Source organism: Alteromonas sp. Mac1 (assembly GCF_001562125.1).
Taxonomy (GTDB): domain Bacteria; phylum Pseudomonadota; class Gammaproteobacteria; order Enterobacterales; family Alteromonadaceae; genus Alteromonas; species Alteromonas stellipolaris.
The window spans coordinates 3,488,470-3,510,865 of record NZ_CP013932.1 but is presented as its reverse complement, the minus strand read 5'-3'; the positions used below and the strand labels follow the sequence as shown (position 1 = coordinate 3,510,865).

General features: G+C 42.2%; 15 protein-coding genes and 2 pseudogenes. 12 read left to right on the top strand and 5 right to left on the bottom strand.

Annotated elements, in window-relative coordinates; genetic code table 11:
• Nucleotides 1-22: 22 nt before the first annotated feature.
• From AV939_RS15045 to AV939_RS15030, 4 genes are all read left to right on the top strand, one after another.
• Nucleotides 23-1,744: a RagB/SusD family nutrient uptake outer membrane protein gene (locus tag AV939_RS15045; RefSeq protein WP_061997850.1), complete on the top strand. Its 1,722-nt coding sequence runs from the start codon at nt 23-25 to the stop codon at nt 1,742-1,744.
• A gap of 65 nt (nt 1,745-1,809) precedes the next feature.
• Nucleotides 1,810-3,120 (top strand): sugar porter family MFS transporter, encoded by a 1,311-nt coding sequence (locus AV939_RS15040; RefSeq protein WP_061997849.1) that lies wholly within the window; start codon nt 1,810-1,812, stop codon nt 3,118-3,120.
• A 14-nt stretch (nt 3,121-3,134) separates the two neighbouring features.
• A complete protein-coding gene (locus AV939_RS15035; RefSeq protein WP_061997848.1) occupies nt 3,135-5,210 on the top strand; it encodes a glycoside hydrolase family 32 protein in 2,076 nt (691 codons plus the stop codon).
• A complete protein-coding gene (locus AV939_RS15030; RefSeq protein WP_231751129.1) occupies nt 5,197-6,486 on the top strand; it encodes an oligosaccharide MFS transporter in 1,290 nt (429 codons plus the stop codon). The genes AV939_RS15035 and AV939_RS15030 overlap by 14 nt, the downstream gene beginning before the upstream one ends.
• Here the strand turns inward: AV939_RS15030 and AV939_RS15025 are convergent.
• The gene (locus tag AV939_RS15025; protein ID WP_061997847.1) at nt 6,467-7,459 is read right to left on the bottom strand and encodes a LacI family DNA-binding transcriptional regulator; all 993 of its coding nucleotides are present in this window, start codon (nt 7,457-7,459) and stop codon (nt 6,467-6,469) included. The genes AV939_RS15030 and AV939_RS15025 overlap by 20 nt on opposite strands.
• A gap of 278 nt (nt 7,460-7,737) precedes the next feature.
• Here AV939_RS15025 and AV939_RS15020 point away from each other — a divergent pair, with 278 nt between their 5' ends.
• Nucleotides 7,738-8,550: a hypothetical protein gene (locus AV939_RS15020; RefSeq protein ID WP_061997846.1), complete on the top strand. Its 813-nt coding sequence runs from the start codon at nt 7,738-7,740 to the stop codon at nt 8,548-8,550.
• Nucleotides 8,551-8,687: 137 nt separating this feature from the next.
• Here AV939_RS15020 and AV939_RS15015 read toward each other — a convergent pair whose 3' ends face one another.
• Nucleotides 8,688-9,536: a LysR family transcriptional regulator gene (locus tag AV939_RS15015; RefSeq protein WP_061997845.1), complete on the bottom strand. Its 849-nt coding sequence runs from the start codon at nt 9,534-9,536 to the stop codon at nt 8,688-8,690.
• Between the two features lie 137 nt (nt 9,537-9,673).
• Between AV939_RS15015 and gcvT the strand changes: the two genes are divergently transcribed.
• From gcvT to AV939_RS20400, 7 genes and pseudogenes are all read left to right on the top strand, one after another.
• Nucleotides 9,674-10,753 (top strand): glycine cleavage system aminomethyltransferase GcvT, encoded by a 1,080-nt coding sequence (gcvT, locus tag AV939_RS15010; RefSeq protein WP_061997844.1) that lies wholly within the window; start codon nt 9,674-9,676, stop codon nt 10,751-10,753.
• A 26-nt stretch (nt 10,754-10,779) separates the two neighbouring features.
• Nucleotides 10,780-11,169 (top strand): glycine cleavage system protein GcvH, encoded by a 390-nt coding sequence (gene gcvH / locus AV939_RS15005; RefSeq protein ID WP_057790052.1) that lies wholly within the window; start codon nt 10,780-10,782, stop codon nt 11,167-11,169.
• Nucleotides 11,170-11,312: 143 nt separating this feature from the next.
• Nucleotides 11,313-14,210 (top strand): aminomethyl-transferring glycine dehydrogenase, encoded by a 2,898-nt coding sequence (gene gcvP, locus AV939_RS15000; RefSeq protein WP_061997843.1) that lies wholly within the window; start codon nt 11,313-11,315, stop codon nt 14,208-14,210.
• Nucleotides 14,211-14,507: 297 nt separating this feature from the next.
• Complete coding sequence (locus AV939_RS14995) at nt 14,508-15,704, top strand: hypothetical protein (protein WP_061997842.1); 1,197 nt, start codon at nt 14,508-14,510, stop codon at nt 15,702-15,704.
• Nucleotides 15,701-16,144: a three component ABC system middle component gene (locus AV939_RS14990; protein ID WP_061997841.1), complete on the top strand. Its 444-nt coding sequence runs from the start codon at nt 15,701-15,703 to the stop codon at nt 16,142-16,144. Before AV939_RS14995 ends, AV939_RS14990 begins: the two co-directional genes overlap by 4 nt.
• Nucleotides 16,141-17,961, top strand: a complete 1,821-nt coding sequence (locus tag AV939_RS14985) for a DUF3732 domain-containing protein (RefSeq protein WP_082746060.1) — start codon at nt 16,141-16,143, stop codon at nt 17,959-17,961. Before AV939_RS14990 ends, AV939_RS14985 begins: the two co-directional genes overlap by 4 nt.
• Before the next feature lie 198 nt (nt 17,962-18,159).
• Nucleotides 18,160-18,447, top strand: a pseudogene (locus tag AV939_RS20400) (transposase); the annotation flags it as partial.
• A 253-nt stretch (nt 18,448-18,700) separates the two neighbouring features.
• Here the strand turns inward: AV939_RS20400 and AV939_RS14975 are convergent.
• From AV939_RS14975 to AV939_RS14960, 3 genes and pseudogenes are all read right to left on the bottom strand, one after another.
• A pseudogene (locus AV939_RS14975) lies at nt 18,701-19,837 on the bottom strand (IS3 family transposase).
• A 404-nt stretch (nt 19,838-20,241) separates the two neighbouring features.
• Nucleotides 20,242-21,570 carry a reverse transcriptase domain-containing protein gene (locus AV939_RS14965; protein WP_061997837.1) on the bottom strand — a complete coding sequence of 443 codons (1,329 nt, stop codon included), beginning with the start codon at nt 21,568-21,570 and terminating at the stop codon, nt 20,242-20,244.
• The gene (locus AV939_RS14960) at nt 21,567-22,190 is read right to left on the bottom strand and encodes an SLATT domain-containing protein (RefSeq protein ID WP_061997836.1); all 624 of its coding nucleotides are present in this window, start codon (nt 22,188-22,190) and stop codon (nt 21,567-21,569) included. The genes AV939_RS14965 and AV939_RS14960 overlap by 4 nt, the downstream gene beginning before the upstream one ends.
• Nucleotides 22,191-22,396 lie beyond the last annotated feature (206 nt).

Sequence of the window (22,396 nt, the reverse complement as noted above, 5' to 3'; positions counted from 1 at the left end):
CCTATTTTTACGGATTTGAATTATGAAACGAGTAACACAGTTATTAGCAAGTAGTTTAGTCGCGCTGTCGGTCGCCTCTTGCGGCGGCAGTGATCAATTAGATACGGCACCCCAAGCAGTGCTCACTGAAGAGCAGGTTGCTACCGCAGAAAATGTAGATGCCCTCGTGATAGCGGCGTATTCCTATATAGGTAATGATCACTATACAGCACCTAATTTTCTTTGGCCTACCGGAAACTTACGCGCGGGCGATGCCCATAAAGGCGGGAATGGTCCCTCAGATATATTCGCCTACCATGCCTTGTCGCTATACGAGCCGTTGGTACCCGATATGGAATCGTTCCCTCCCGATCTTATCGATTTAAATGATAAAAAGTGGACGCGGAACTATACCGGCATTTCGCGGGTGAACGCTGCGCTTAAAATTATTAATGAAACGCCTGCCGCCGAGCTACCTAATGGTAATTTGCAGTCTGCAGAACTTAGGTTTATTCGTGGTTTCTTTTATTTTGACTTGAAAATTCATCATAAACATATCCCTTGGATTGATGAAACCATGACACAGGAAGATATTCTGTCTGCTAGCAACCGCGATCTTACCGATCAGCAGTTGTGGGACAAAATAGCGGAAGACTTCCGTGTAGGTGCTGAAACATTGCCAGATGTACAAGTGGATGTTGGCCGAGCGTCAGCGTTATCTGCGAAAGCATTTTTAGCCAAAACTTTACTTTATCAAGCATACGAGCAAGACGATCTGCACAACGTGGTCAATATCAATCAAGACAAGCTTAATGAAGTGGTTGCCTTAGTTGATGAAATTGAAGCCAGTGGTGTTTTTAGTTTAGCCGATGACTATGCAGAGAATTTTCTGTTTGAATTTGAGAATGGGCAAGAGTCGGTATTTGCAATCCAGCGCTCGCTTAACGATGGCTCACCAGATGGCCGAGGCAGTTGGCCTAGTGCGCTAAATGCTCCTATTTCAAGCGAAAGTGGGTTTGGTTGTTGTGGCTTTCATGTGCCAACCGAAAACTTTGTTAATGCGTTTAAAACCGACCAAGATGGCTTGCCACAGTTCGATTCGTACAACGATGCAAATTATCGTGTAGAGACCGACTATGTTGATCCACGCTTAGATCACACCGTTGCAATGGAAGGCAAGCCCTTCAAATATGATGAGAATTACATTCACGGTGGCGATTCTTGGGCCCGTGCGCCTGCTATTTACGGCAATTTTAACGCCATAAAAGACATGGAAAACCCTGAGTGTGATTGCCGCGGAGCGAACGGCCCCTTCCCAATCTTCTCGTTGAATACACCTATTATTCGTTATTCAGACGTTTTGCTTTGGAAAGCAGAGGCATTAATTGAACTAGATAGGTTTGCTGAAGCGATACCGATAATTAATCGAATTCGTGAGCGTGCCGCAAACAGCACCGAGAGACTCAATAACGCCAGTTTATACCGTATTAGCACCTATACGGCGTTCACTTCAAAACAGCAAGCACGCCAAGCGCTTCGATTTGAGCGTCGCTTAGAATTGGGCCTTGAAGGGCATAGGTTCTTCGACTTGGTTCGTTGGGGGATCGCGAAAGAAACCATCGACTCATACCTTAGTGTGGAGCAAAGCCGCAAGCCCTACTTAGTTGATGCTAAGTTCACCAAAAACAAGCACGAATACCTGCCTATTCCTAATCAACAGATTAACTTGAGCGGCGGTATTTACATTCAAAACCCAGGCTACTAATTCAGCCGCCCCCCTTATTAGAGATTATTCCTAATAAGGGGGCTTTACTTGTTGTACATATAACTATGAATAAAATAATTACATGGTCGGTTACTGTTGCAGTTGCCGGGTTCTTATTCGGATTCGATACTGCCGTCATCTCTGGTGCTGACCAAGCTATACAAGCGCTGTGGGGAACTTCACCGCTGGTACATGGCTTATTTGTTATGTCTTCTGCACTGTGGGGAACCGTACTTGGTGCATTATCCGGAAACATCCCCTGCGATAAGTTGGGGCGTAAAAAAACACTGGTTATTATTGGTGTGCTTTATCTTTTGTCTGCTATCGGCTCTGCACTAGCACAAGACCCTTATACCTTTGCTATTCTGCGCTTTATTGGCGGAGTGGGCGTAGGGATTTCTTCTATTGTTGTACCGGCTTACATTTCTGAAATTGCTCCTGCCAACCTGCGAGGTCGGTTAGTTGCAACGTATCAGTTCCAAATTGTGTTTGGCATCCTCATCGCTTTTCTATCTAACTATTTACTGACTGGTATCATTCCTCAAGACTGGCGAGTCATGTTGGGAATAGAAGCCATTCCCGCTTTGGTTTACTTACTTCTAGTACTTAAAGCACCTGAGAGTCCTCGTTGGTTACTTCTTAAACACAACAAGGAGCAGGAAGCTCGTGAAATAATGCAAGCACTCGGTAGTGATGATATTGACAATACCATTACTCAGGTACGCGAGTCTGCAAAACGTCAGCCCAACACTTCACTGTTTAAAAGCGAATATAAGTTGCCGATTACGTTGGCATTTTTGATTGCGGCATTCAATCAGCTTTCGGGTATTAATTTTATTATTTATTACGCACCAAGGGTCTTTGAAATGGCAGGGCTTGATGCGAGTAATGCGTTATTGTCTACCGCCGGCGTTGGGTTGGTGAACCTAGTGTTCACCATGGTGGGGATAAGCTTAATTGATAAATGTGGACGTAAGCTATTAATGTACGTTGGTTCAATTGGCTACATCCTTTCTTTAGCAACGGTTAGTTGGGCTTTTTACGGTGATGTGGGGGGCACACTCGTCGTTGTCGCTATTTTTGTTTTCATTGCTTCACACGCGTTGGGACAAGGTGCTGTCATATGGGTGTTTATTGCCGAGATATTCCCCAATTCTGTGCGGTCTAAAGGCCAGTCTCTGGGTAGCGGAACTCACTGGGTGTTTGCTGCCATCATCACCTTGGCGATGCCTCAAGTGTTAGCCACCTTCAGCGCATCTCAAGTCTTCTTCTTTTTTACTTTAGCCATGTTCCTACAACTTATATTTGTACGTTTCATGATGCCTGAAACCAAAGGACGCACATTAGAAGATGTGGCTTCTGAGTTATCGGAATAGGAAATTAAAATTCAATGAAATATTTAGTTAGCGTTTTAATCTCAACTGCATTAGTTGGTTGTTCAATGCAAAGCTCGGTAGTGAATCGCACTACAGATACAACAGGATTGGCCCCCATGTACAACGAAAAATTTAGGCCGCAGGCCCATTTCACGCCACCAGAAAAATGGATGAACGATCCAAATGGTATGTTTTATCTTGATGGGGAATATCATCTTTTCTATCAGCATAACCCAAATGCTTCGGTTTGGGGGCCCATGCATTGGGGGCATGCTGTTAGTCGAGACTTAGTGCATTGGGAGCATTTGCCCATTGCGCTTTACCCCGATGAACAGGGGACTATCTTCTCGGGAAGTGCCGTGGTCGACTGGAACAATTCTAGCGGGTTAGGAACAAAGGAAAATCCACCCATCGTGGCGCTGTACACTTATCACAATCCAGAGCTTGAAAAAGCGGGGCGTATTGATTTTCAAACGCAAGCCATGGCCTACAGTTTAGATAAGGGGCGAACTTGGCAGAAGTACGCTCAAAACCCAGTGGTGGAAAATCCAGGCATTCGCGACTTCAGAGATCCCAAAGTCATGTGGCATGAGGGCTCTAAGCAGTGGATTATGGCACTGGCACAAAAAGACCATATTGGGTTTTACAGTTCAGAGAATTTAAAAGAGTGGAAGTTAGAAAGTACTTTCGGTGAAAACATGGGGAGTCACGGCGGCGTATGGGAGTGCCCTGAATTGATTCTTATGCCAATAGCTGGCACCGATGAATATCGATATGTACTACTTGTAAGCATCATGCCGGGCGGTCCAAATGGCGGTTCAGCTACGCAGTACTTCGTGGGCGACTTTGATGGTAAAAACTTCGTCCTTGATGATACATGGCAGCAAGCGTTAGCTCAGACGCCAGCAGAGTTTCCAGAGGGCACTGTATTTGCCGATTTTGAACAGGAAATTAACGATTGGCACACAAAAGGTGATGCTTTTAATGGTGGTCCCACCGCGGGCTCACACGGTGCTCAGCCTATGCCGGAAGGCTTTGAAGGGCAGCATCTTATTAATAGTTTTAAAGACGGCGATTTATCTACCGGTTCTCTGACATCACCGAAGTTTTTGATAGAAAAACCGTTTATTAATTTTAAATTGGCAGGTGGGCAGCACACGGAAAAAGTGGGCGTTAATTTGCTAGTCGACAATAAAGTGGTGATGTCGGCAACGGGTAAGAACCGTAATATATTACGCAATGTGAGCTGGGATGTTGCGGCGTATGAAGGCCAACATGCTCAACTTCAAATCATTGATTATGAAACCGGAGGTTGGGGTCATGTGTTGGTTGATCAATTTGTATTTTCAGATCACCCCGCTAGAAATCAAATTGAACCAGCCGTTTGGTTAGACTACGGAACCGATAACTATGCAGGGGTTACGTTCTTCAAAGCACCTAATAGTGATGAACAGCGTCATGTGTTTATGGGTTGGATGAGCAACTGGCTATATGCCAATGAAGTGCCTTCAAGTAATTTTAGAAGTGCCATGACATTGCCCAGGGAATTGATACTGGTTAATAGTAATCATGGTTTGCGGGTTAAAAGCAAGTTGGCAAAAGAAGTCTACAAACTGAAACAACAAGAGACGAGTTTGAAGACACTTACTGCTGGGGATTCTCTGATAGTAAAAGAAGCGGTCGGAAAACGAAGCAACACGGCATCTATTTTCTCATTTAATATTGATAGTAAAAACAACCCAATTTCTAGCATAACCTTGGCAAACGATGAAGGTGAGAGTATTGGCCTAGTAATAGATACCAAATCTAATGTCGTTAAGTTAGATAGAAGTTTGTCGGGTAAAACAGAGTTTCATAGCGAGTTTGGCAGTACGCAACGCGCGCTTCTTAACTACGAAGGAGATGAAATTAGCGTGACTGTGGTTGCAGATCGTGGGTCAGTTGAAGTATTCATTGATGATGGCTTGACTGTTATGACAGCGCTGGTCTTTCCGAAATCGGTTTACACTACGCTGAAAACTAACGATGATACTACTGAAATTCACTCAGTGTTAGGTGCGCGTTTAGCATCTATTTATGCTAAAAAATAAAGTCCATTCAACGTCAGTACTAGGTTGCATGTTACGGCAGCGGCCTAGTACCGCGTATTGGTCTTCAGCACTGGCCTTGTTCACGTTTTTCTTAACGTGGTCGTTCGCTTACTCGCTTTTCCCACTTTGGCTAAACCAAACGTTACAGTTATCTGGCAAACAAACCGGTATTGTATTTGCCGCAAACGCGCTAGCTGCATTGTTTGCTATGCCGGTTTATGGCGTAGTGCAAGACAAGTTGGGTACCGGTAAGCAATTGCTCCGTATTTTAGCTTTATTGACCATCGCAGTTGGGCCATTTTTTGTGTATGTCTACCAACCTTTACTCACCCATCATTTTTTTACGGGAGTTTGTGTTGGCGCACTCTACAGCGCGTTAGCGTTTGGTGCTGCGGTAGGTACATTAGAGGCGCTAATTGAGCGTATAGGGCGTCAGCATGGTGTCGAGTTTGGTAGAGCGAGATTGTGGGGTTCATTAGGCTGGGCGGTGGCAACATTTGCTGCAGGGATAATTTTCAACATTAGCCCGCAGGTCAACTTTTGGATTGCGAGTGTGAGTGGCGCAGCATTTTTTGTTTGTGTACTTCGACTTCCAACAAACGAATTTGATTTACAATCGTCGCATCGAACCAGTATCTCTTCAATGGATGTATTTGCGCTTTTGAAGCTAGGTTCATTCTGGCGCTTAGGCTTTTACGTTATGGGCGTGTCTTGTCTGTATCAAATTTACGACCAGCAATTTGCTATCTATTTTGCAGCAATGTTCCCCAGTGTAGAAGAGGGTAACCGATTCTATGGGTACTTAAATTCGACTCAAGTGTTTGTGGAAGCGGGCCTGATGTTTGTGGCGCCATACGTGGTAAACAAGGTTGGTGCAAAGAATGGCTTGTTACTGAGTGGCGCTATTATGGCGCTACGTATTCTTGCATCAGGCTTAGTTGACGACACAATTTCAATATCGATGGTGAAGCTTCTGCATGCCGTAGAATTACCCCTCTTGTTAGTGAGTATATTCAAATACATAACGGTAAACTTCGACGCTAGGCTCTCTGCAACGATTTACTTAATTGGATTTAATGTGATGTCGCAGGTGGTAACGACAGCGCTGTCGTCGCTAGTGGGTGAAATGTACGATACGTTTGGTTTTGCCAATGCGTATTTGGTACTAGGAATAGTGGTAACCCTAAACGTAGCGATATCTTGGCGGGTGTTAGAAGATAAAAACAAGGCGACGCCGGCACTTCAACAACCAAACCTTAAAATGAGTCGCGATTAATTAAGTTAAATTTTGCCGTTTGACTAACGATATCGGTTCTTTCGTTTAAAAGATAATTTATGGCCCATTGGCCCATGTCGTAGTGAGGGAGTGCCATGGTGGTAAGAGATGGTTGCAATAGCGTGGGGATGATATCCCAGTCATCGAAGCTACCAATGCCAATGTTTTCGCCCACTTTTAAACCTAAAGATTGTGCCACAAAATAGACTTCTACTGCCATTGGGTCTTGGCCGCAAAGAATTGCATCGGGTTTAAAGTTTTCGATAAGTTCAGCTGCCCGTTGGCGCGTTACTGAGCGCTCACTGCCTTCTTCACCAATAATGACTGACTCTATATGCAGTTCGCAATTTTTCCCTTTATGTTCGGCAAAAGCTTGTTCAGCACCTGCTTTACGCTGCTGCCCCGCAATAATATTTTCATTCAAGTTTAAGAAGGCAATACGACGGTAGCCTTTATTCAGCATTTTGGCAGTAATTTCTCTGGCAGCTTCTTTTTCATCAGGCACGATTGAGGCAAATCGCTTTGATGGGTCGAAACAATTCGCTAATACAGTGGGAACAGGGGTAAGTTGTTCAGGCAGCGTTACTTCCCGATGATACATTGCCGCATAAATAATGCCTTCAACTCTATGCCCTAACAAATGATTGATAGCACCTTCTACGCTATATTTATCAACATTAACGTTAAGTACCATAAGCTCTTTATTATTCTTCCACGCTAAGTCTTGCGCGCCGCGAATAAGATCGAAAGTGTAAGGCACACGCAAAAGCTCATCAGCAATAAATCCAATTACTCCCGATTTTTTCCGCCTAGTCATTTGCGCAGCACGATTTGGGCGATAGCCTAGTTCTTCAATAGACGCTAATACTTTGTCACGATTGGCCGGCTTTACAGTGGGGTCGTTATTAACAACGCGAGATACCGTTTTGAACGCTACGCCAGCATGGGCGGCTACATCTTTGATAGTCACCATTTAGTTATGGGCTCTTGCATTTTTTGTCGTTAAAAAAAGAAACTATACCTGTTTTTTAAGTAATGCCATACCAGAATCCGTTGTGGTAATACCGGTATGCCTTTCATCTTGCTTATGTTCTTGTTTCGGGTGGTGGTTACATCACTCTCTGTCACATAAATTTCATGCTGTTTGTTGTCCCCAAGATGCTTAGCGCAGAACTCTTCTTGGTATCTCGAAAAGCTATTTGAGATAGGCGTGTACAACCAATAAATAACCTAAACAGAAAAGGACATAAAATGAAACTACATTTCTATGTAAGCCTAATTTGCGTTGTTGTGGGACTTGCTGGGCAAATTGAAAATGCCTATGCAGATGACGTGAATGACTTCAAACCTGTGTACAAGTTAAGAACAGATAACGAATGTTGGCCGACTAACCCTGCCAACGGAACAAATAGCGGGGAATGCGTTACTCGAAGTGAATATCAAACTACAACGGTTCCTGTTTTCTGGGAAGCGTACGAAGAAGATGTTAACGGTAAAACACACAAATTAATTACCTACTGGAATTATTATGGCGATCAAAACGGATGTACCACGTGGGATAGTGGGCACGCAGACGATTGGGAGGCGATTACCGTTCATGTAGTAAATCATGAGCTAGAGCACGTGACTTACTGGCAGCACAACGGGCGCTATACTAAAGCTGCTGAAACAGTAGAAAAAGATGGTGAGCATCCTGTTGTGTATGTGGGGAAATATTCTCATGGTAACTATCACGACCAACGGTCGCGGGCTAGCGCAGATAGTTGGACCTTTTTAACGGGTGGCTACTGCTATTACTGGAAAGATCCCCGAGGGCCGGGCGAAACATGGTCACCCGTAGCGCAACACCTTGATTCAGTAGGTTTTGATGACGTTTTTCCCGGTTCAACAAATCCTAACCTTAGAAGCGAACGCCCTCACCAGCGCACGGTATGCAGAGAAGATGGCGGGCAAGTATTAGCGGGCATCATTGATGGCACTGAAAATACCTGCGATAGAAACCCAAACTACCTTCAAGATGAGACTATGACGTTACAATCTTTGTTTTATTTGGATATTTATTAACAACGCATGTCATCCACTTTACGTAAAACATGGTGCGTGATTTAAAAACAAAAGCCGCATTTATTTATATAAATTGCGGCTTTTTTTCACGCTAACCCCAGTTCAATTTTACCTAACGCCATCAGTTTTTAACTAGGCTAAGCCCGTAATCTACTGGTTATAAACTCTGCTAAGGTTTTACTAATGACAGGATGTTGGGTGTCTTGGTTGAAAAGGCAGATATTCACTCTGCCTAATTTGGGCAGTTTTGGGTGATTAAGCGGCGAAACGTTTTGCGGCAAACTTGAACGGGCGAGGGCGGTAATACCTAAGCCTTGTTGAATAGCCGCCACTAAGCCACCTAAATCGGCGTTAGTGTAAGTAATTTTCCATGCAAAGGTTTGTTGTTTTAGTTCTTCAATTACACGGCTTCGGTACATACAGCCATCGGGGGCCAGCACCAGCGGGATGCTATCGCCTACTAAAGGGAGGGTGGCATCGCCCACCCACACTATTTCATCTTCTAGGACCACTTCCCCTTCAGTATCTTCATTAGGGTTTACCAGCGCTAAAATTAAATCGAAATGATCCCGCTGGCTGGGGTGTAGTAAATCGCGGCTTAGCGATGATGTTACCTCTAGCGACACATCAGGGTAGCGCTTCGAAAATTCACCAATAAGCCCTGGCAGTAACGTTGATGCAAATTCATTTGGAATACCCAAGCGCAAACGGCCACTTAAAGGCGCAGGAATTAGGCTTTTAAAGATATTGTCGTTAAGTTCTAGTAACTCTTTTGCTTTAGGATAAAGCCAATTGCCATCGGCGCTAGGTAAATGCCGTTGGCCTACCTTAGTAAACAGCTTTCTTTCTAGTTGGGATTCTAGTTTTTTTATTTGCAAACTAATAGCGGGCTGCGACCGACCCACGAATTCACCGGCTTTAGCATAGCCGCCAAGCTCTATAACACTCACAAAAGTGCGCAAATTATCTAGCGATAGCTGCTTCATTAAGATTTGAATTCCTGATGTAGTAAATCGTATACATTACCTTTATAAATGTATTGATAAGAATTTTCAATTTGTTGCGCCTTATTTCACTCACTATACTCGATAGCGTTTTCTACCCTTACCTAAGAGAAAGTGGAATGTCTAACACCACCGCCCTACATGCAAAGCACCTGGAATCTGGTGCCAAAATGGTTGATTTCTTTGGCTGGGATATGCCAATTAACTATGGTTCGCAAATAGAAGAGCATCACGCTGTTCGCCAAGATGCAGGCATGTTCGACGTGTCGCACATGACCATTGTTGATGTTAAAGGCACACAAGCTAAAGCATACCTTCAACACCTTCTTGCAAACGACGTTGCTAAACTTCAAGTAAAAGGCAAAGCGCTATACAGCGGCATGCTTAATGAAGAAGGCGGCGTGGTAGACGATTTAATCGTGTATTACTTCGATGAAACTAACTATCGCCTAGTAGTTAATTCAGCCACACGCGAAAAAGACATGAACTGGCTAAATAGTAACGCCGAAGGTTTCGACGTATCTATTACCGAACGCCCAGAGTTCGCCATGATTGCTGTGCAAGGCCCTAATGCCAAAGAAAAAGCCGCAACGCTTTTCAGTGCCGCGCAAAAAGAAGCAGTCGCAGGCATGAAGCCGTTTTTCGGCGTACAAGCTGAAGATTTATTCATTGCTACCACAGGATATACCGGTGAAGCAGGTTACGAAATTATGGTGCCTACCGCGCAAGCAGCCAGCTTCTGGCAAGACTTGCTAGACGCAGGCGTTAAACCGTGTGGTTTAGGCGCGCGCGATACCCTTCGTTTAGAAGCAGGCATGAACTTGTACGGCCAAGATATGGATGAAACTGTATCACCACTAGCCGCTAACATGGGCTGGACTATTACGTGGGAACCAGCAGATCGTAACTTTGTTGGCCGCAGCGCATTAGAAGCAAAGCGCGAAGCCGGTACCGACAAGTTAGTTGGCTTAGTAATGACAGAGAAAGGCGTGTTGCGCCACGGTCAAAAAATTAAAACCGAAAGCGGCGAAGGCATTATTACCTCAGGTACATTTTCACCTACATTAGGCCACTCTGTTGCGTTAGCACGAGTACCTTCAGATGTTGGTGAAACGGTTGAGGTGGAAATGCGCAAAAAGTGGGTTACAGTAAAAGTGGTTAAGCCCTCCTTTGTTCGCAACGGAAAAAGTGTTTTATAAGTTAACAGAGAATAACAGGAACGATTATGAGCAACATTCCAACAGATTTACGTTACGCATCTACCCACGAATGGGTTCGTCCAGACGGCGATGGTGTATTTACAGTAGGTATTTCTGAGCACGCTCAAGGCTTGCTTGGCGATATGGTATTTGTAGAGTTGCCAGACGTTGGCGACACCGTGAGCACTGGCGACGATATCGCTGTTGCTGAATCGGTTAAAGCGGCTTCAGACGTTTACGCCCCTATTAGCGGCGAAGTAGTTGGCGTTAACGAAGAACTAGAAGATTCACCAGAGCTTGTAAACTCAGACCCTTACGGCGATGGCTGGTTATTCAAAATTAAAGCGGATGATGCCGAAGAAGTTGAAGGCTTATTAGACGCTGAAGGTTATGAAAACAGCATTGACGAAGAGTAATTCGTTAGTTGCTTCTAAATGGAAGCGTAGTAACCAGTAATTATTAAAAAGGGGCTTCTAATTAGCCCCTTTTTATCTTTACGTTTTTATTTGTGTTTTATCCTGCCTTTCGGGGCAATACATTGCGAGTGCTTAACAACGTTATGTCGAATACTTCTCCTACATTAGCTCAACTAGAGCAAAAAGACGCATTCATTCGCCGCCACGTAGGCCCAGGCGAAGAAGAAATTCAGCAAATGCTGTCGGCTATTGACGCAACATCGTTAGACGATTTAATTGCGCAAACCGTACCGGCTGGCATTGCGCTACCCGAGCCGTTAAAAGTAGGCGAAGGGGCAACCGAAGTAGATGCATTAGCGGCATTGAAAAAAGTGGCTGGCAAAAACACGGTTAATCGCTCGTTTATTGGTATGGGTTATTACGATACCCACGTACCCAATGTTATTCTACGCAACGTATTAGAAAACCCAGGTTGGTACACAGCATACACGCCTTACCAGCCAGAAATTGCCCAAGGCCGTTTAGAAGCCATTTTAAACTTCCAACAGTTAACCATCGACTTAACAGGCCTAGAGCTAGCGTCTGCTTCATTACTTGATGAAGGCACCGCAGCAGCTGAAGCCATGGCATTGGCTAAACGCGTATCTAAAAACAAAAAAGCCAGCAGCTACTTTATTGCTGATGACGTACACCCACAAACCCACGATGTAGTAGCTACGCGCGCTGAAATGTTTGGTTTTGGTATTATTACCGGCCCAGCAAGTGATGCCGCTAACCACGATGTATTTGGTGCGTTGTTACAATACCCAAGCACCACCGGTGAAGTAACCGACATTTCCGATATTATTGCTGCGGTACAAGCCAAAAAAGGCATAGTGGCAGTAGCCGCCGACTTGATGAGCTTGGTAATGCTAAAATCGCCCGGTGAACTAGGTGCAGACGTTGCCCTAGGTAGCGCACAACGCTTTGGTGTGCCAATGGGGTACGGTGGCCCACATGCTGCATTCTTCGCAACACGCGACAGCTACAAGCGTTCATTGCCTGGCCGTATTATTGGCGTTAGTAAAGACACCCGTGGCCGCCCAGCACTACGTATGGCGCTGCAAACGCGTGAGCAACATATTCGCCGCGAAAAAGCCAACTCGAACATTTGTACCGCGCAAGTACTGCTAGCTAACATGGCCAGCTTTTACGCCGTATACCACGGCCCTAAAGGCTTAAAAACCATTGCTCAGCGCATACACCGCTTAACCAGTATTCTAGCGGCAGGCCTAACGAAAAAAGGTGCCGCCCTTAAGCACAGTACTTATTTCGATACCCTAACCGTATTGGTAGATAACAAAGACGCCGTACTAAACAAAGGCTACGAGCACGGGCTAAACCTACGTGCCGACTTAGAAGGCGCTGTAGGGGTTTCGCTTGATGAAACCACTACCCGTGAAGATATTGCTACTTTGTTTACCGTTATTCTAGGCAGCGACCACGGCTTAAGTGTAGATGCGCTTGATGCCGAAGTTACCACGCAGCCTACTAATGCTATTCCAGAAAACCTAGTACGCACTAGCGATATTCTTACTCACGAAGTGTTTAACCAGTACCATTCAGAAACTGAAATGCTGCGTTATATTAAAAGCCTAGAGAATAAAGATTTAGCCTTGAACCATTCAATGATTTCATTGGGTTCGTGCACCATGAAGCTAAACGCTACTGCTGAAATGATTCCCGTAACTTGGGCAGAGTTCGGCCAAATTCACCCGTTTGCACCACTAAATCAAGCAGTGGGCTATCAAGAAATGATTGCCGAGCTAGCCGAGTGGTTAATTAACGTAACTGGGTACGACAACCTTTCTATGCAACCTAACTCGGGCGCACAAGGTGAATACGCAGGCTTGTTGGCCATTCAGCGTTACCATGAAAGCCGCGGTGAAGGGCACAGAAACGTATGCTTAATTCCAAGTTCAGCACACGGTACTAACCCCGCATCTGCGCAAATGGTTAGCCTAAACGTAGTGGTAGTGAAGTGCGACAACAACGGTAACGTAGACATTGCCGACCTTCGCAAGAAAGCCGAAGAAGTGGGCGATAACTTATCGTGCGCCATGATCACGTACCCATCTACCCACGGTGTGTACGAAGAAACCATTCGTGAAATGTGTGAAATTGTGCACCAGTACGGCGGCCAAGTGTATATGGATGGCGCGAACATGAACGCGCAAGTGGGTATTACGTCACCTGGGTTTATTGGCTCAGACGTATCGCACTTAAACCTACACAAAACCTTCTGTATTCCACACGGTGGTGGCGGCCCAGGTATGGGGCCAATTGGTGTGAAATCGCACCTTGCGCCTTTCTTGCCAAACCACACGGTAGTGAATATTGAAACAGCAGGCAAAGACTGCGGTGCGGTTTCAGCAGCACCATGGGGCAGCGCGTCTATTCTGCCAATAAGCTACATGTACATTAAAATGATGGGCTCGGCTGGCCTACGTAAGGCAACTGAAGTAGCCATACTTAACGCCAACTACGTAGCCAATGCATTAGAAGGGCACTACGACGTACTGTACAAAGGCCAAAACGGCCGCGTAGCGCACGAATGTATTATTGACCTGCGCCCATTAAAAGAAGCCAGCGGTGTAACCGAAGTAGACATAGCAAAACGCTTAAACGACTACGGTTTTCACGCGCCAACAATGAGCTTCCCAGTAGCGGGCACGCTAATGATTGAGCCAACTGAATCGGAAGCCAAGTACGAGCTAGATCGCTTCGTAAATGCCATGATCAGCATTCGCCAAGAAATTGCGAAAGTAGAAAGCGGCGAGTGGGATGCTACCGATAACCCACTACACAATGCACCACATACCTTAGCCGATATTTGTGACAACGACTGGAACCGCAGCTACGACCGCAACCTAGCGGCGTACCCAGTACCAGAAGTTCACAGAAACAAATTCTGGCCTTCGGTTAACCGAATTGATGATGTGTTCGGGGACCGTAATTTGATTTGTTCTTGCCCTAGTATAGAGAGTTATATTGAGGGGTAGGGTGGTTGTCGATGCTTAATTAAGTTTGTGACACATAGAGAATTGAAAAGGTGAGCCTAGTGCTCACCTTTTTTGTGCCGCTATGTGGAGCGCGATGTGTTTATTTAAAGCCGTATAAGTGATATGGTTTTGATAAATAAAGATAAAGTTTTAATTTCTATATGTAGATAATTACGTTTCGTATAATTGATCTATTGTTAAGCAACGATAGTGGGATAAATTAGAGCGAGTTTTTTGAGCCAACGATAGTTTCTATCTATTAGAACGGACGCTGAGAGATTATGGAGTGTTAAATCAGTGAATTATTTTGAAAGTGTATCCGCTGATTCGAAACAGATAGGATTTGATTATCAAGATTTGGTCTGTTTAGAATATCTCATTGACATGAAACAAGGAGAAATAGTTGGTCTTGAAGTCTTAGATGATGTTCATCACGAAAGAATAGATGGTTCAAACTATTTAGTTCAAGTGAAGCACTCGATATCAGAGAATGGAACTCTAACTAATAGCGATTTAGATCTTTGGAAAACACTCAGCAACTGGGTCAATGCCTTTAATGAATTAACGGGAAAGAGACTAAGATTCACTTTTTATACAAACAAGAAGCCTACAACTGAAGCTGGTATCGTTCAGAATCTAATTTCAAAACCCATGAAAATAGATGAAATTCTTCAAAACTTACCTTCATTAAAAGCAAAGCTTGATGCCGCAGAGTTAAAAAAAGAAAAAGGTTGCAACACCAATCCGATAAAAAAATACGTTGACCACCTTAATTCATGTTCGGAATCTGAATTACGTAGTGTTTTTGAAAATATAAATTTTGTGTTCGATTACGAAAAAATAATTTCTAGGCTTCGCAGAAAACTAGAATATTTTGCGATTCCGCAATCTCAATCGGAAACGGTTCTATATGAGGTTTTAGGAGTCTTTAAAGTGAAAAAGTTTGAATTGATAAAAGATAGAAAACGGTTAAATATAGATTATGAAACTTTCAGAAATAGTTTTCAATTTGACCGAATTATGAGGCTTGCTGGAGATCGAAAAATTGATTTTGGTCGCTATCATAGCTTTAAGAACATAAACAAAATCGATCCCAAAGACGGTTTATTCAGCAAGATGTTAGCTGACATTGGTATTGACGAGGACGAAATAACGGACTTCGCTCTCCAATATGCTGCGAGCTGCATGTTTATTCAAACTTTGATTTTGGACGGTGAGTTTACTGATTCTGAAAACACAACTTTTGAAAGTGAAATAATACAGGGCTGGAAAAACATTTTTCGACAAAATTATTTGCAGACATTCTCAGACGAAGACGGCCATGCTGTCCTTGCAAAGTCATGTTTATATAAAACAATCGATCAATCCATTACTGTATCTAACTCAAATGTAGCGAAAGGACTTATTGAAGGAAAATCAATCGAGTTGTCTGACAAGAATAAATTTGGTTGGCGGCAAGATTGGAAAAAAAAGTATAAGGAAGTTAAGAAGTGATTAACTTATTCAAAAATGAAGCTCTTTGCATTCTCTGTATACAAAATTTTGTTTCAACATATGGTTCCGTTGATTTAGAAAAAGTTTTTTTAATACCTCCATTATTATTTGATAAAAAAGCTAGAAACTATTTTAAGCGCAAGGATACGAAAATAATTTCTGTACAAGATACCGTTACATCTAAATCTGAAATTTTTGTTGGGTTTAACGAGAAGTATAGGGATCTTTTAATAACAACTACTAATGCGGTGCTAATGGGCATAGAAGTTGGATTGTTTGAGTTAGATGAAGGCTATTTAGTTTGTAGGGACCCTGTTTTAGATTCAGCAAGTTCGATTGGCAAAACATATTCAGATATTGCATTAGCATCTGTCAACGTAGCTCGCTTTATTGAAGAGCCCAGCGCTACTTTGTATTCATTACTACGGATAAAAATATGAGCTTTCAAATCGCTAACGTCCTGATTTGGCAAAAAAATGGAAAACTAAGAAATCTTAAATTCGACAACAATGCAGTAAACGTAATAACAGGAGACTCCGGCAAAGGGAAGTCATCGATACTTTATTTAATTGACTATTGTCTAATGGCATCTTCAGCTAAAGGAATCTCGAAAGAAAACATAGACAAAAAATCTGAATGGTATGGAGTTAGGCTTTACACAAAAGAGGGCTTGGTAACTATTTGCAGACCTGCTGCTCATAAAGGAGATACAAGTTCAGCCTATTTTAGCGGTTCGGGTGAAATTCCAGAGAATCCAGTAAACAACATGTCGCAAAAAAATATCAAATCATTGATAGACAAAGAGCTGGGTCTAAACAGTGACTTGAAAGTTCCTTATGGTGGAATAACTATTAAAGCCGGTTCTAAGATTTCATTTAGGAGTTTTGTGCCTTTTTGTTATCAAGATCAAACAGCCCTAGTTTCACCTGATTATTTATATATTCGACCCGCGGATCAAAAGTTAGTTGAGCGCATAGAAAGAGTCTTCCGTATGGCTATCGGTGTTGTTGACGCAAAAGGTGCAATTGTTAGCGAGAGATTAGAAAAACTAAAAACTCAAAAAGAAAGCCTTGAGCGGAGAATTGATTCTATTGCTGGCAAAAGACTTGAATTTGAAGAAGATATAATAGCATTGAAGGAAGAGGCTGAAGAGCTGGGCTTGTTTAACAGCAAAATAGACGATCCAGTAGAATCCTTGGAATTACTAAAGGCAATTGCTGAAAAACCAATAGAGTCTTTTATTAGTTTAAACGACGAAATCGCAGCATTGGAAAACGAAAAGTTCAAGTTAAGCAATAAGTTGAGGCGTTATGCTTCCTTCAATGAAGAATATAAATCGTATCAAAAGCACTTGAAAGAGGGCGATGAGTCATTAGCCTCGATTAATTTTTTACTTGATAATTACAAAGAGCTGTTGCCGGGAACAAATACAAATAAATTACTTTTAGAACTAGAAAAGTCACTGATTGCTGTTCAAACAAGCTGGAAGCAAAATGAAACATCCTTGTTATTTGTTGATATCAGAGAGAAAAGTAAACAATTACAAAATGAATTAAGCCAAATCGATAGTAAGATTAGTTCCTTAAAGATTAATTCTAGGAGTGTCGCTACACCGGAAAAAATATATAAATATCAGGGGCACTTGGATGCAAAGCTATCTATTTATTCTGATAAAACGACACCCGTTGATTACAGTGATAAATTAGGCAAATTGGATTCTCAAATTATAGAGCTAGAGGGGAGTGTTTCAGATATTGAATCTAGGAAAGAATTTATTTTTGGACAACTTAATAGGTTGATAAATGGGCACCTAGATAACTTGCAGCTTAAAGGTTATGAAAATTCACAAGCCGTTTTCATTGAAAAACAGAAAGCAATTAATCTAATTTTAGATGAAGGCAGGTCAGTGGAAAAGATGGAAGATATAGGCAGCGCCTCAAACTATCTTTATGTTCATCTTGCCTACTTTATGGCAATTCATGAAATAGCAAAAAGGAACTCGGTGAGTTGGATGCCTTCTTTTCTAGTACTTGATCAAGTGAGTACACCTTACAGTGGGGAAACAAAGGATGATAGAGCAAGCTTGGACACTGCCTTGATAGAAATTAATCGCTTTGTGAATACTATGAATGGTTTAGGAGGGTTTCAAATTATACTTATGGAACACATTCCAGAAACTCATTGGAAAGAGCTGAAGCTAGAAAATTTCAAACTGGTAGATCGCGAGTTAGTTGGCGACTACGGTTTGATTAATTAAGGCTACAATAATTGAAACACGAAATTACATTCGAATAGTGCAGTAAAGGCCTAGCTGTAAAGCTAATAAGACAGGCATAACACGACGGTATCAAAACTGTACCGCAGTACACTTTCTTTAATTTGGTTAGCTATTCACACTGTTAAAGGAATAAACCAACGTTAGAAAGTCTTGATACCTAGAGCCAGAAAGTCGTAAATTAGTTTATTGGATACGCCATATTATCACTGCGTTTCTCGCTGTGTACGCCGCGCATTCTTATGCGGTGAGGAAGACGGCAAAAGCTTTGAGCATCGTTGCCAATGGGTGGAAGACCGCATTCATACTTTAAGTGAAGTGTTTGCTATTGATGTATGCGCTTATGCGGTGATGAGCAATCATACGCATGTGGTGCTGCTTGTTACTAAAGATAAAGCGGATGAATTTACTACAGAAGCAGTAATTCAACGTTGGCACAAACTTTATAAAGGGACTTTGCTCACACAGCCTGCCTACCATCCTAGAGCGCCTCAATATTGAACACGAACAATGGCTAACTTTAATCACGCAATTTGAAACTTGCTTTAAACATGCTGCTGGCAAAGTGGTTCACCTTGAGCAGTATGCCCATAATCAACATCAGCAACGGACTCAGGGGAAACAGGTTGCTAGGCGCTTACTGGGGGAGCTTTGCGCCTGAATTGGTAGATTTATTGTTACTTCACGCGAGTGAAATAATAAATGAATCGACCAGACTTTACTAGACAGATTTTCGTTTGAATTTTTCTAGCTTTTCATAAGCCAGTGGAGGCATATTATTCGCTTCGCCATGCTTGCGTCTAGAGTTATAAAACATTTCGATGTAATCGAATATGTCGGCTCTTGCATGTTCACGTGTTGTATAAATTTTTCTCTTTATTCGTTCTCTCTTGAGTAGCTGGAAGAAGCTCTCTGCGACGGCATTGTCGTGGCAGTTTCCTCGACGACTCATGCTGGCCTTGAGATTATGCTCTGTTAAGAAGTCACTCCACTCATAGCCTGTAAATTGACTTCCTTGATCTGAATGTATAAGCACCTGCTTTTTGGGTTTTCGTCGCCATACTGCTGCTAGCAGTGCCTGAGTAACGAGTTCTGATTCCATACGAGAACTCATCGACCAACCAACCACAGCGCGAGAGTATAAGTCTAAAACGACGGCAAGGTAGAGCCAGCCTTCATGAGTGCGGATGTAGGTAATGTCAGTGACCCAGTATCTGTTCGGTTTAGCTACCGTAAATTGCCTATCAAGCACGTTATCGGCAACAACAGCAGGCTTTCCACTGTAATGCCCTTTATGCTTTTTATAACCGACTTGTGCCTTTATACCTTCTAATTTCATCAGTTTAGCTAAACGATGTTTGCTGCAAGCTTCACCTAAATCTTTAAGGTCACTCGTGACTTTTCTATACCCATAGACACAGCCACTTTCTAGCCAAGAATGCTTAATTAACCTCATCAGGCGCTCGTCTTCTAACTGTCGCTTTGATTTCGGTTTATCCACCCATGTATAAAAGCCACTTCGTTGTATTGAGAGTGCTTCACACATGAATTTTATTGGGAAATTCTTGAGCCTAGCTTTTATGAACGCGTATTTTTCTTTGACTCGCCCGCGAAAAATACGGTGGCTTCCTTTAGGATGTCGCGTTCCATTGTTACGCGCTTAAGCTCTTTTTCTAGCTGCTTAATTCGGTCGGATTGTTCTTGAGACTGCCTATGTTCTTCACTGTCTGGGCCGTAGGCTTTTATCCAGTTATACAACGAACTGCTAGTAACTCCCAGCCTCTCAGAAACGCTTGCCACCGAATAACCTTGGTTTAACGGCTTGTATTTTAAATTCTTCTGTAAATCGCTGAGACATCTTTTCTCCTTAGTACACATAATTATAAAGCAATTAAGTGTCTAGAGAAGTCTGGTCGATTCAGTCTTGTTTACTATGACCCCAAATGTTCGGGTAATTGACTCGTCCAACCACCGTTATTCAAAATGGTTTTTACTTCTTTTTATCATCAGAACCCAAAAAGCAAAACTCAACCCTTTGAGCTACTCCGTCTACAGGTATACTTTTTCTAGCAATAAGTGTCTGTGCTTCATCAGATTTTAAAGACGAAAAAATACCACCTAAGGTGCTCTTACCATAGGTATTACGACCATACAAAAGTGTAAGCTTTTTAAATTGGCTTCGACCATCATTACAGTCTTAATAAGTGCCAATTTTTTTTATTGTGAAAATCCGTTCTAACAAAATGCCACCTTGATTAATGGTTATGAAAAGCTTTGCACATCAATTAATAAGTCTTTGACTTGTTTATTTATTCTTTTATTAAATTCAAATTCAATTTCGACTTTTGTTAATTTACTTACATCGACCTTGAAATAATCAGAAAGCACTTTTTTCATCTGCATCAATGTATATTCATCAAAGTTTGGGATATATTCTGTTTCGTATTTTCGATGACTGAGTTCTTTGAATGTTCGTACAAATTTTTTTGGCTGAATATTTACATTGAACCTTCTTGTTAGCTTAACTACAAAATGATCAAGTATGTGTAACAGCTTCTCGTCATTTATTTCGGAGAAGAAAAATAGCCAACCTTTTGCTTTACTATCGAAAATGCAACCGGTGATGCGGAGGTTAAGTCGCCATAGTAGGAACTCTTTGCTTTTTTGTTTTGAGTACTTATAACTTGTAAAGATAGAAACAAGTGAATGCTTCAATCGCTCAACTGAGCCAGAGCGGGCGCTAATTATTGAATCACTAAATTGATAGCCTAGATAATTAAAAGGTTCTCTTAGTTGCGCAATAGTAGACTTATCTGGGCGCTTAGTTGTATCATACATCTTAAGACCAATACGACCAAATCGTTTGCGTACATCGGCTGCTATATCCTGCGCATTACTAAATTCACAGAAAATCATGACATCGTCGACATATCTGTAATATTTAATGTTTGGTAGCGCCTTAAAATATTTATCGATATTTAATAAATATATAGCCGCTAATATATTTGATATCGATAAACCTTGTGGGACACCTTTTGTTGATGGCATATCAGTTGATTTTGAAATGCTAACTGTTGGTGATGTAATTGCAGAAAAAAGAACATTTTTGATATCGTTAGATCGTATTTTTTGACCTAAGCGTCTTCTTAATTCATTGTGTTTTATTGATGGATAAAAATTACTGACATCTAGTTTGATCACACCAGTATATACACCAGAAGCTAAGTCTAACTTTACACGTTTAATTAGCTTTTGCGGTAAATTAAACTCCACCACACCATCATAACTTTCAGTAAGAAAGTCACACATAGCACGCATAGCAACGCGATCTCTTATGGTAGGGATTGAAATTTCTCTTGGAACTTTGTCTCTACCTTTACTCACTAGCTTTAATTTGTACTTAGTAAAATTGTATGTACCTGCCAGCATTTTTCGAGAAAGAATAGTAATTTGATCATCAAGTTGTGCGCGGAAAGCATACTGATCTAAGTTATCGATACCCGTAGCACCAGAATAAACAATATGTTCAACAAAAATGCGCTTTAAGTTATCCTCTGACAAGTGCTTATTGAATTGCTGTTGTATAGTCATGCTAACTTCTCAATAGCAACTAATAGGAAAACTGGTAGCAAATACAGTAGTGCTAACAATACATATCGTTTCGTCAGCCACCACGAAATACTAAACCAGTGATACCAAGTGGGGCATCTATCCAGACCCTTTAAAATACCTTCGCTATTTGGTTCTTGCTTAAACCCCGTCTTGGGGTCTACTGGGACTGTGCAAGTGACATGTTCAAGGCACAAAGCTAGGTAATAGTCATAATCTGTATGGTTTTCACAAAGCCCCATGATTTGTTCATACTCTGCCGATATTTGTCCTATATCAGCATCTTTGGCTTTTGCTTTATGGTGAAATGTATTAAGGGTTTCATAGCTTTCTTTGATTAAGCCAGCCCTTTCTTTGAAAGAAAGTCCTGCTATAAAGCCAGAGATACTCAACACCAGCACTGAATACACAATCCAGCTAATACCTGCTAAATCTTCTTGCCCATCAGATGGCGCAAACTTTAAATAAAAAATAGAAACAGCCACTCCAAAAAAGGAATACCAAAGGAGTAAAAGCTGCGATTGAAAAGCGTTTGACAGTAAACGCTTTTCTGCCTGTATTCGCGCTTTTCTGGTCCACCAAACGTTATCTGAAAATGCCATTTACTTTACTTCCTGAAAATAAGATGTTCTAGGGTGTCTATAAGTTACATAGAGTTAACACCCCTGACGGGGCAAGCCATATGTACTCGAAGGTACAATGACTAAGAGACAAGCTCTTCATTATTAGTTGCACTCATAAATGAGTGGTTAACCTCGTCAAGACGGAGCTATTAAGGCCAACACACCCTAGAACAAAACTGGTTAAA

What these genes read in the sequence shown, in the direction of transcription:
- AV939_RS15045 (WP_061997850.1), top strand. Translation starts at nt 23, where the DNA reads ATGAAACGAGTAACACAGTTATTAGCAAGTAGTTTAGTCGCGCTGTCG.
- AV939_RS15040 (WP_061997849.1), top strand. Translation starts at nt 1,810, where the DNA reads ATGAATAAAATAATTACATGGTCGGTTACTGTTGCAGTTGCCGGGTTC.
- AV939_RS15035 (WP_061997848.1), top strand. Translation starts at nt 3,135, where the DNA reads ATGAAATATTTAGTTAGCGTTTTAATCTCAACTGCATTAGTTGGTTGT.
- AV939_RS15030 (WP_231751129.1), top strand. Translation starts at nt 5,197, where the DNA reads ATGCTAAAAAATAAAGTCCATTCAACGTCAGTACTAGGTTGCATGTTA.
- AV939_RS15025 (WP_061997847.1), bottom strand. Translation starts at nt 7,459, where the DNA reads ATGGTGACTATCAAAGATGTAGCCGCCCATGCTGGCGTAGCGTTCAAA.
- AV939_RS15020 (WP_061997846.1), top strand. Translation starts at nt 7,738, where the DNA reads ATGAAACTACATTTCTATGTAAGCCTAATTTGCGTTGTTGTGGGACTT.
- AV939_RS15015 (WP_061997845.1), bottom strand. Translation starts at nt 9,536, where the DNA reads ATGAAGCAGCTATCGCTAGATAATTTGCGCACTTTTGTGAGTGTTATA.
- gcvT (WP_061997844.1), top strand. Translation starts at nt 9,674, where the DNA reads ATGTCTAACACCACCGCCCTACATGCAAAGCACCTGGAATCTGGTGCC.
- gcvH (WP_057790052.1), top strand. Translation starts at nt 10,780, where the DNA reads ATGAGCAACATTCCAACAGATTTACGTTACGCATCTACCCACGAATGG.
- gcvP (WP_061997843.1), top strand. Translation starts at nt 11,313, where the DNA reads ATGTCGAATACTTCTCCTACATTAGCTCAACTAGAGCAAAAAGACGCA.
- AV939_RS14985 (WP_082746060.1), top strand. Translation starts at nt 16,141, where the DNA reads ATGAGCTTTCAAATCGCTAACGTCCTGATTTGGCAAAAAAATGGAAAA.
- AV939_RS14965 (WP_061997837.1), bottom strand. Translation starts at nt 21,570, where the DNA reads ATGACTATACAACAGCAATTCAATAAGCACTTGTCAGAGGATAACTTA.
- AV939_RS14960 (WP_061997836.1), bottom strand. Translation starts at nt 22,190, where the DNA reads ATGGCATTTTCAGATAACGTTTGGTGGACCAGAAAAGCGCGAATACAG.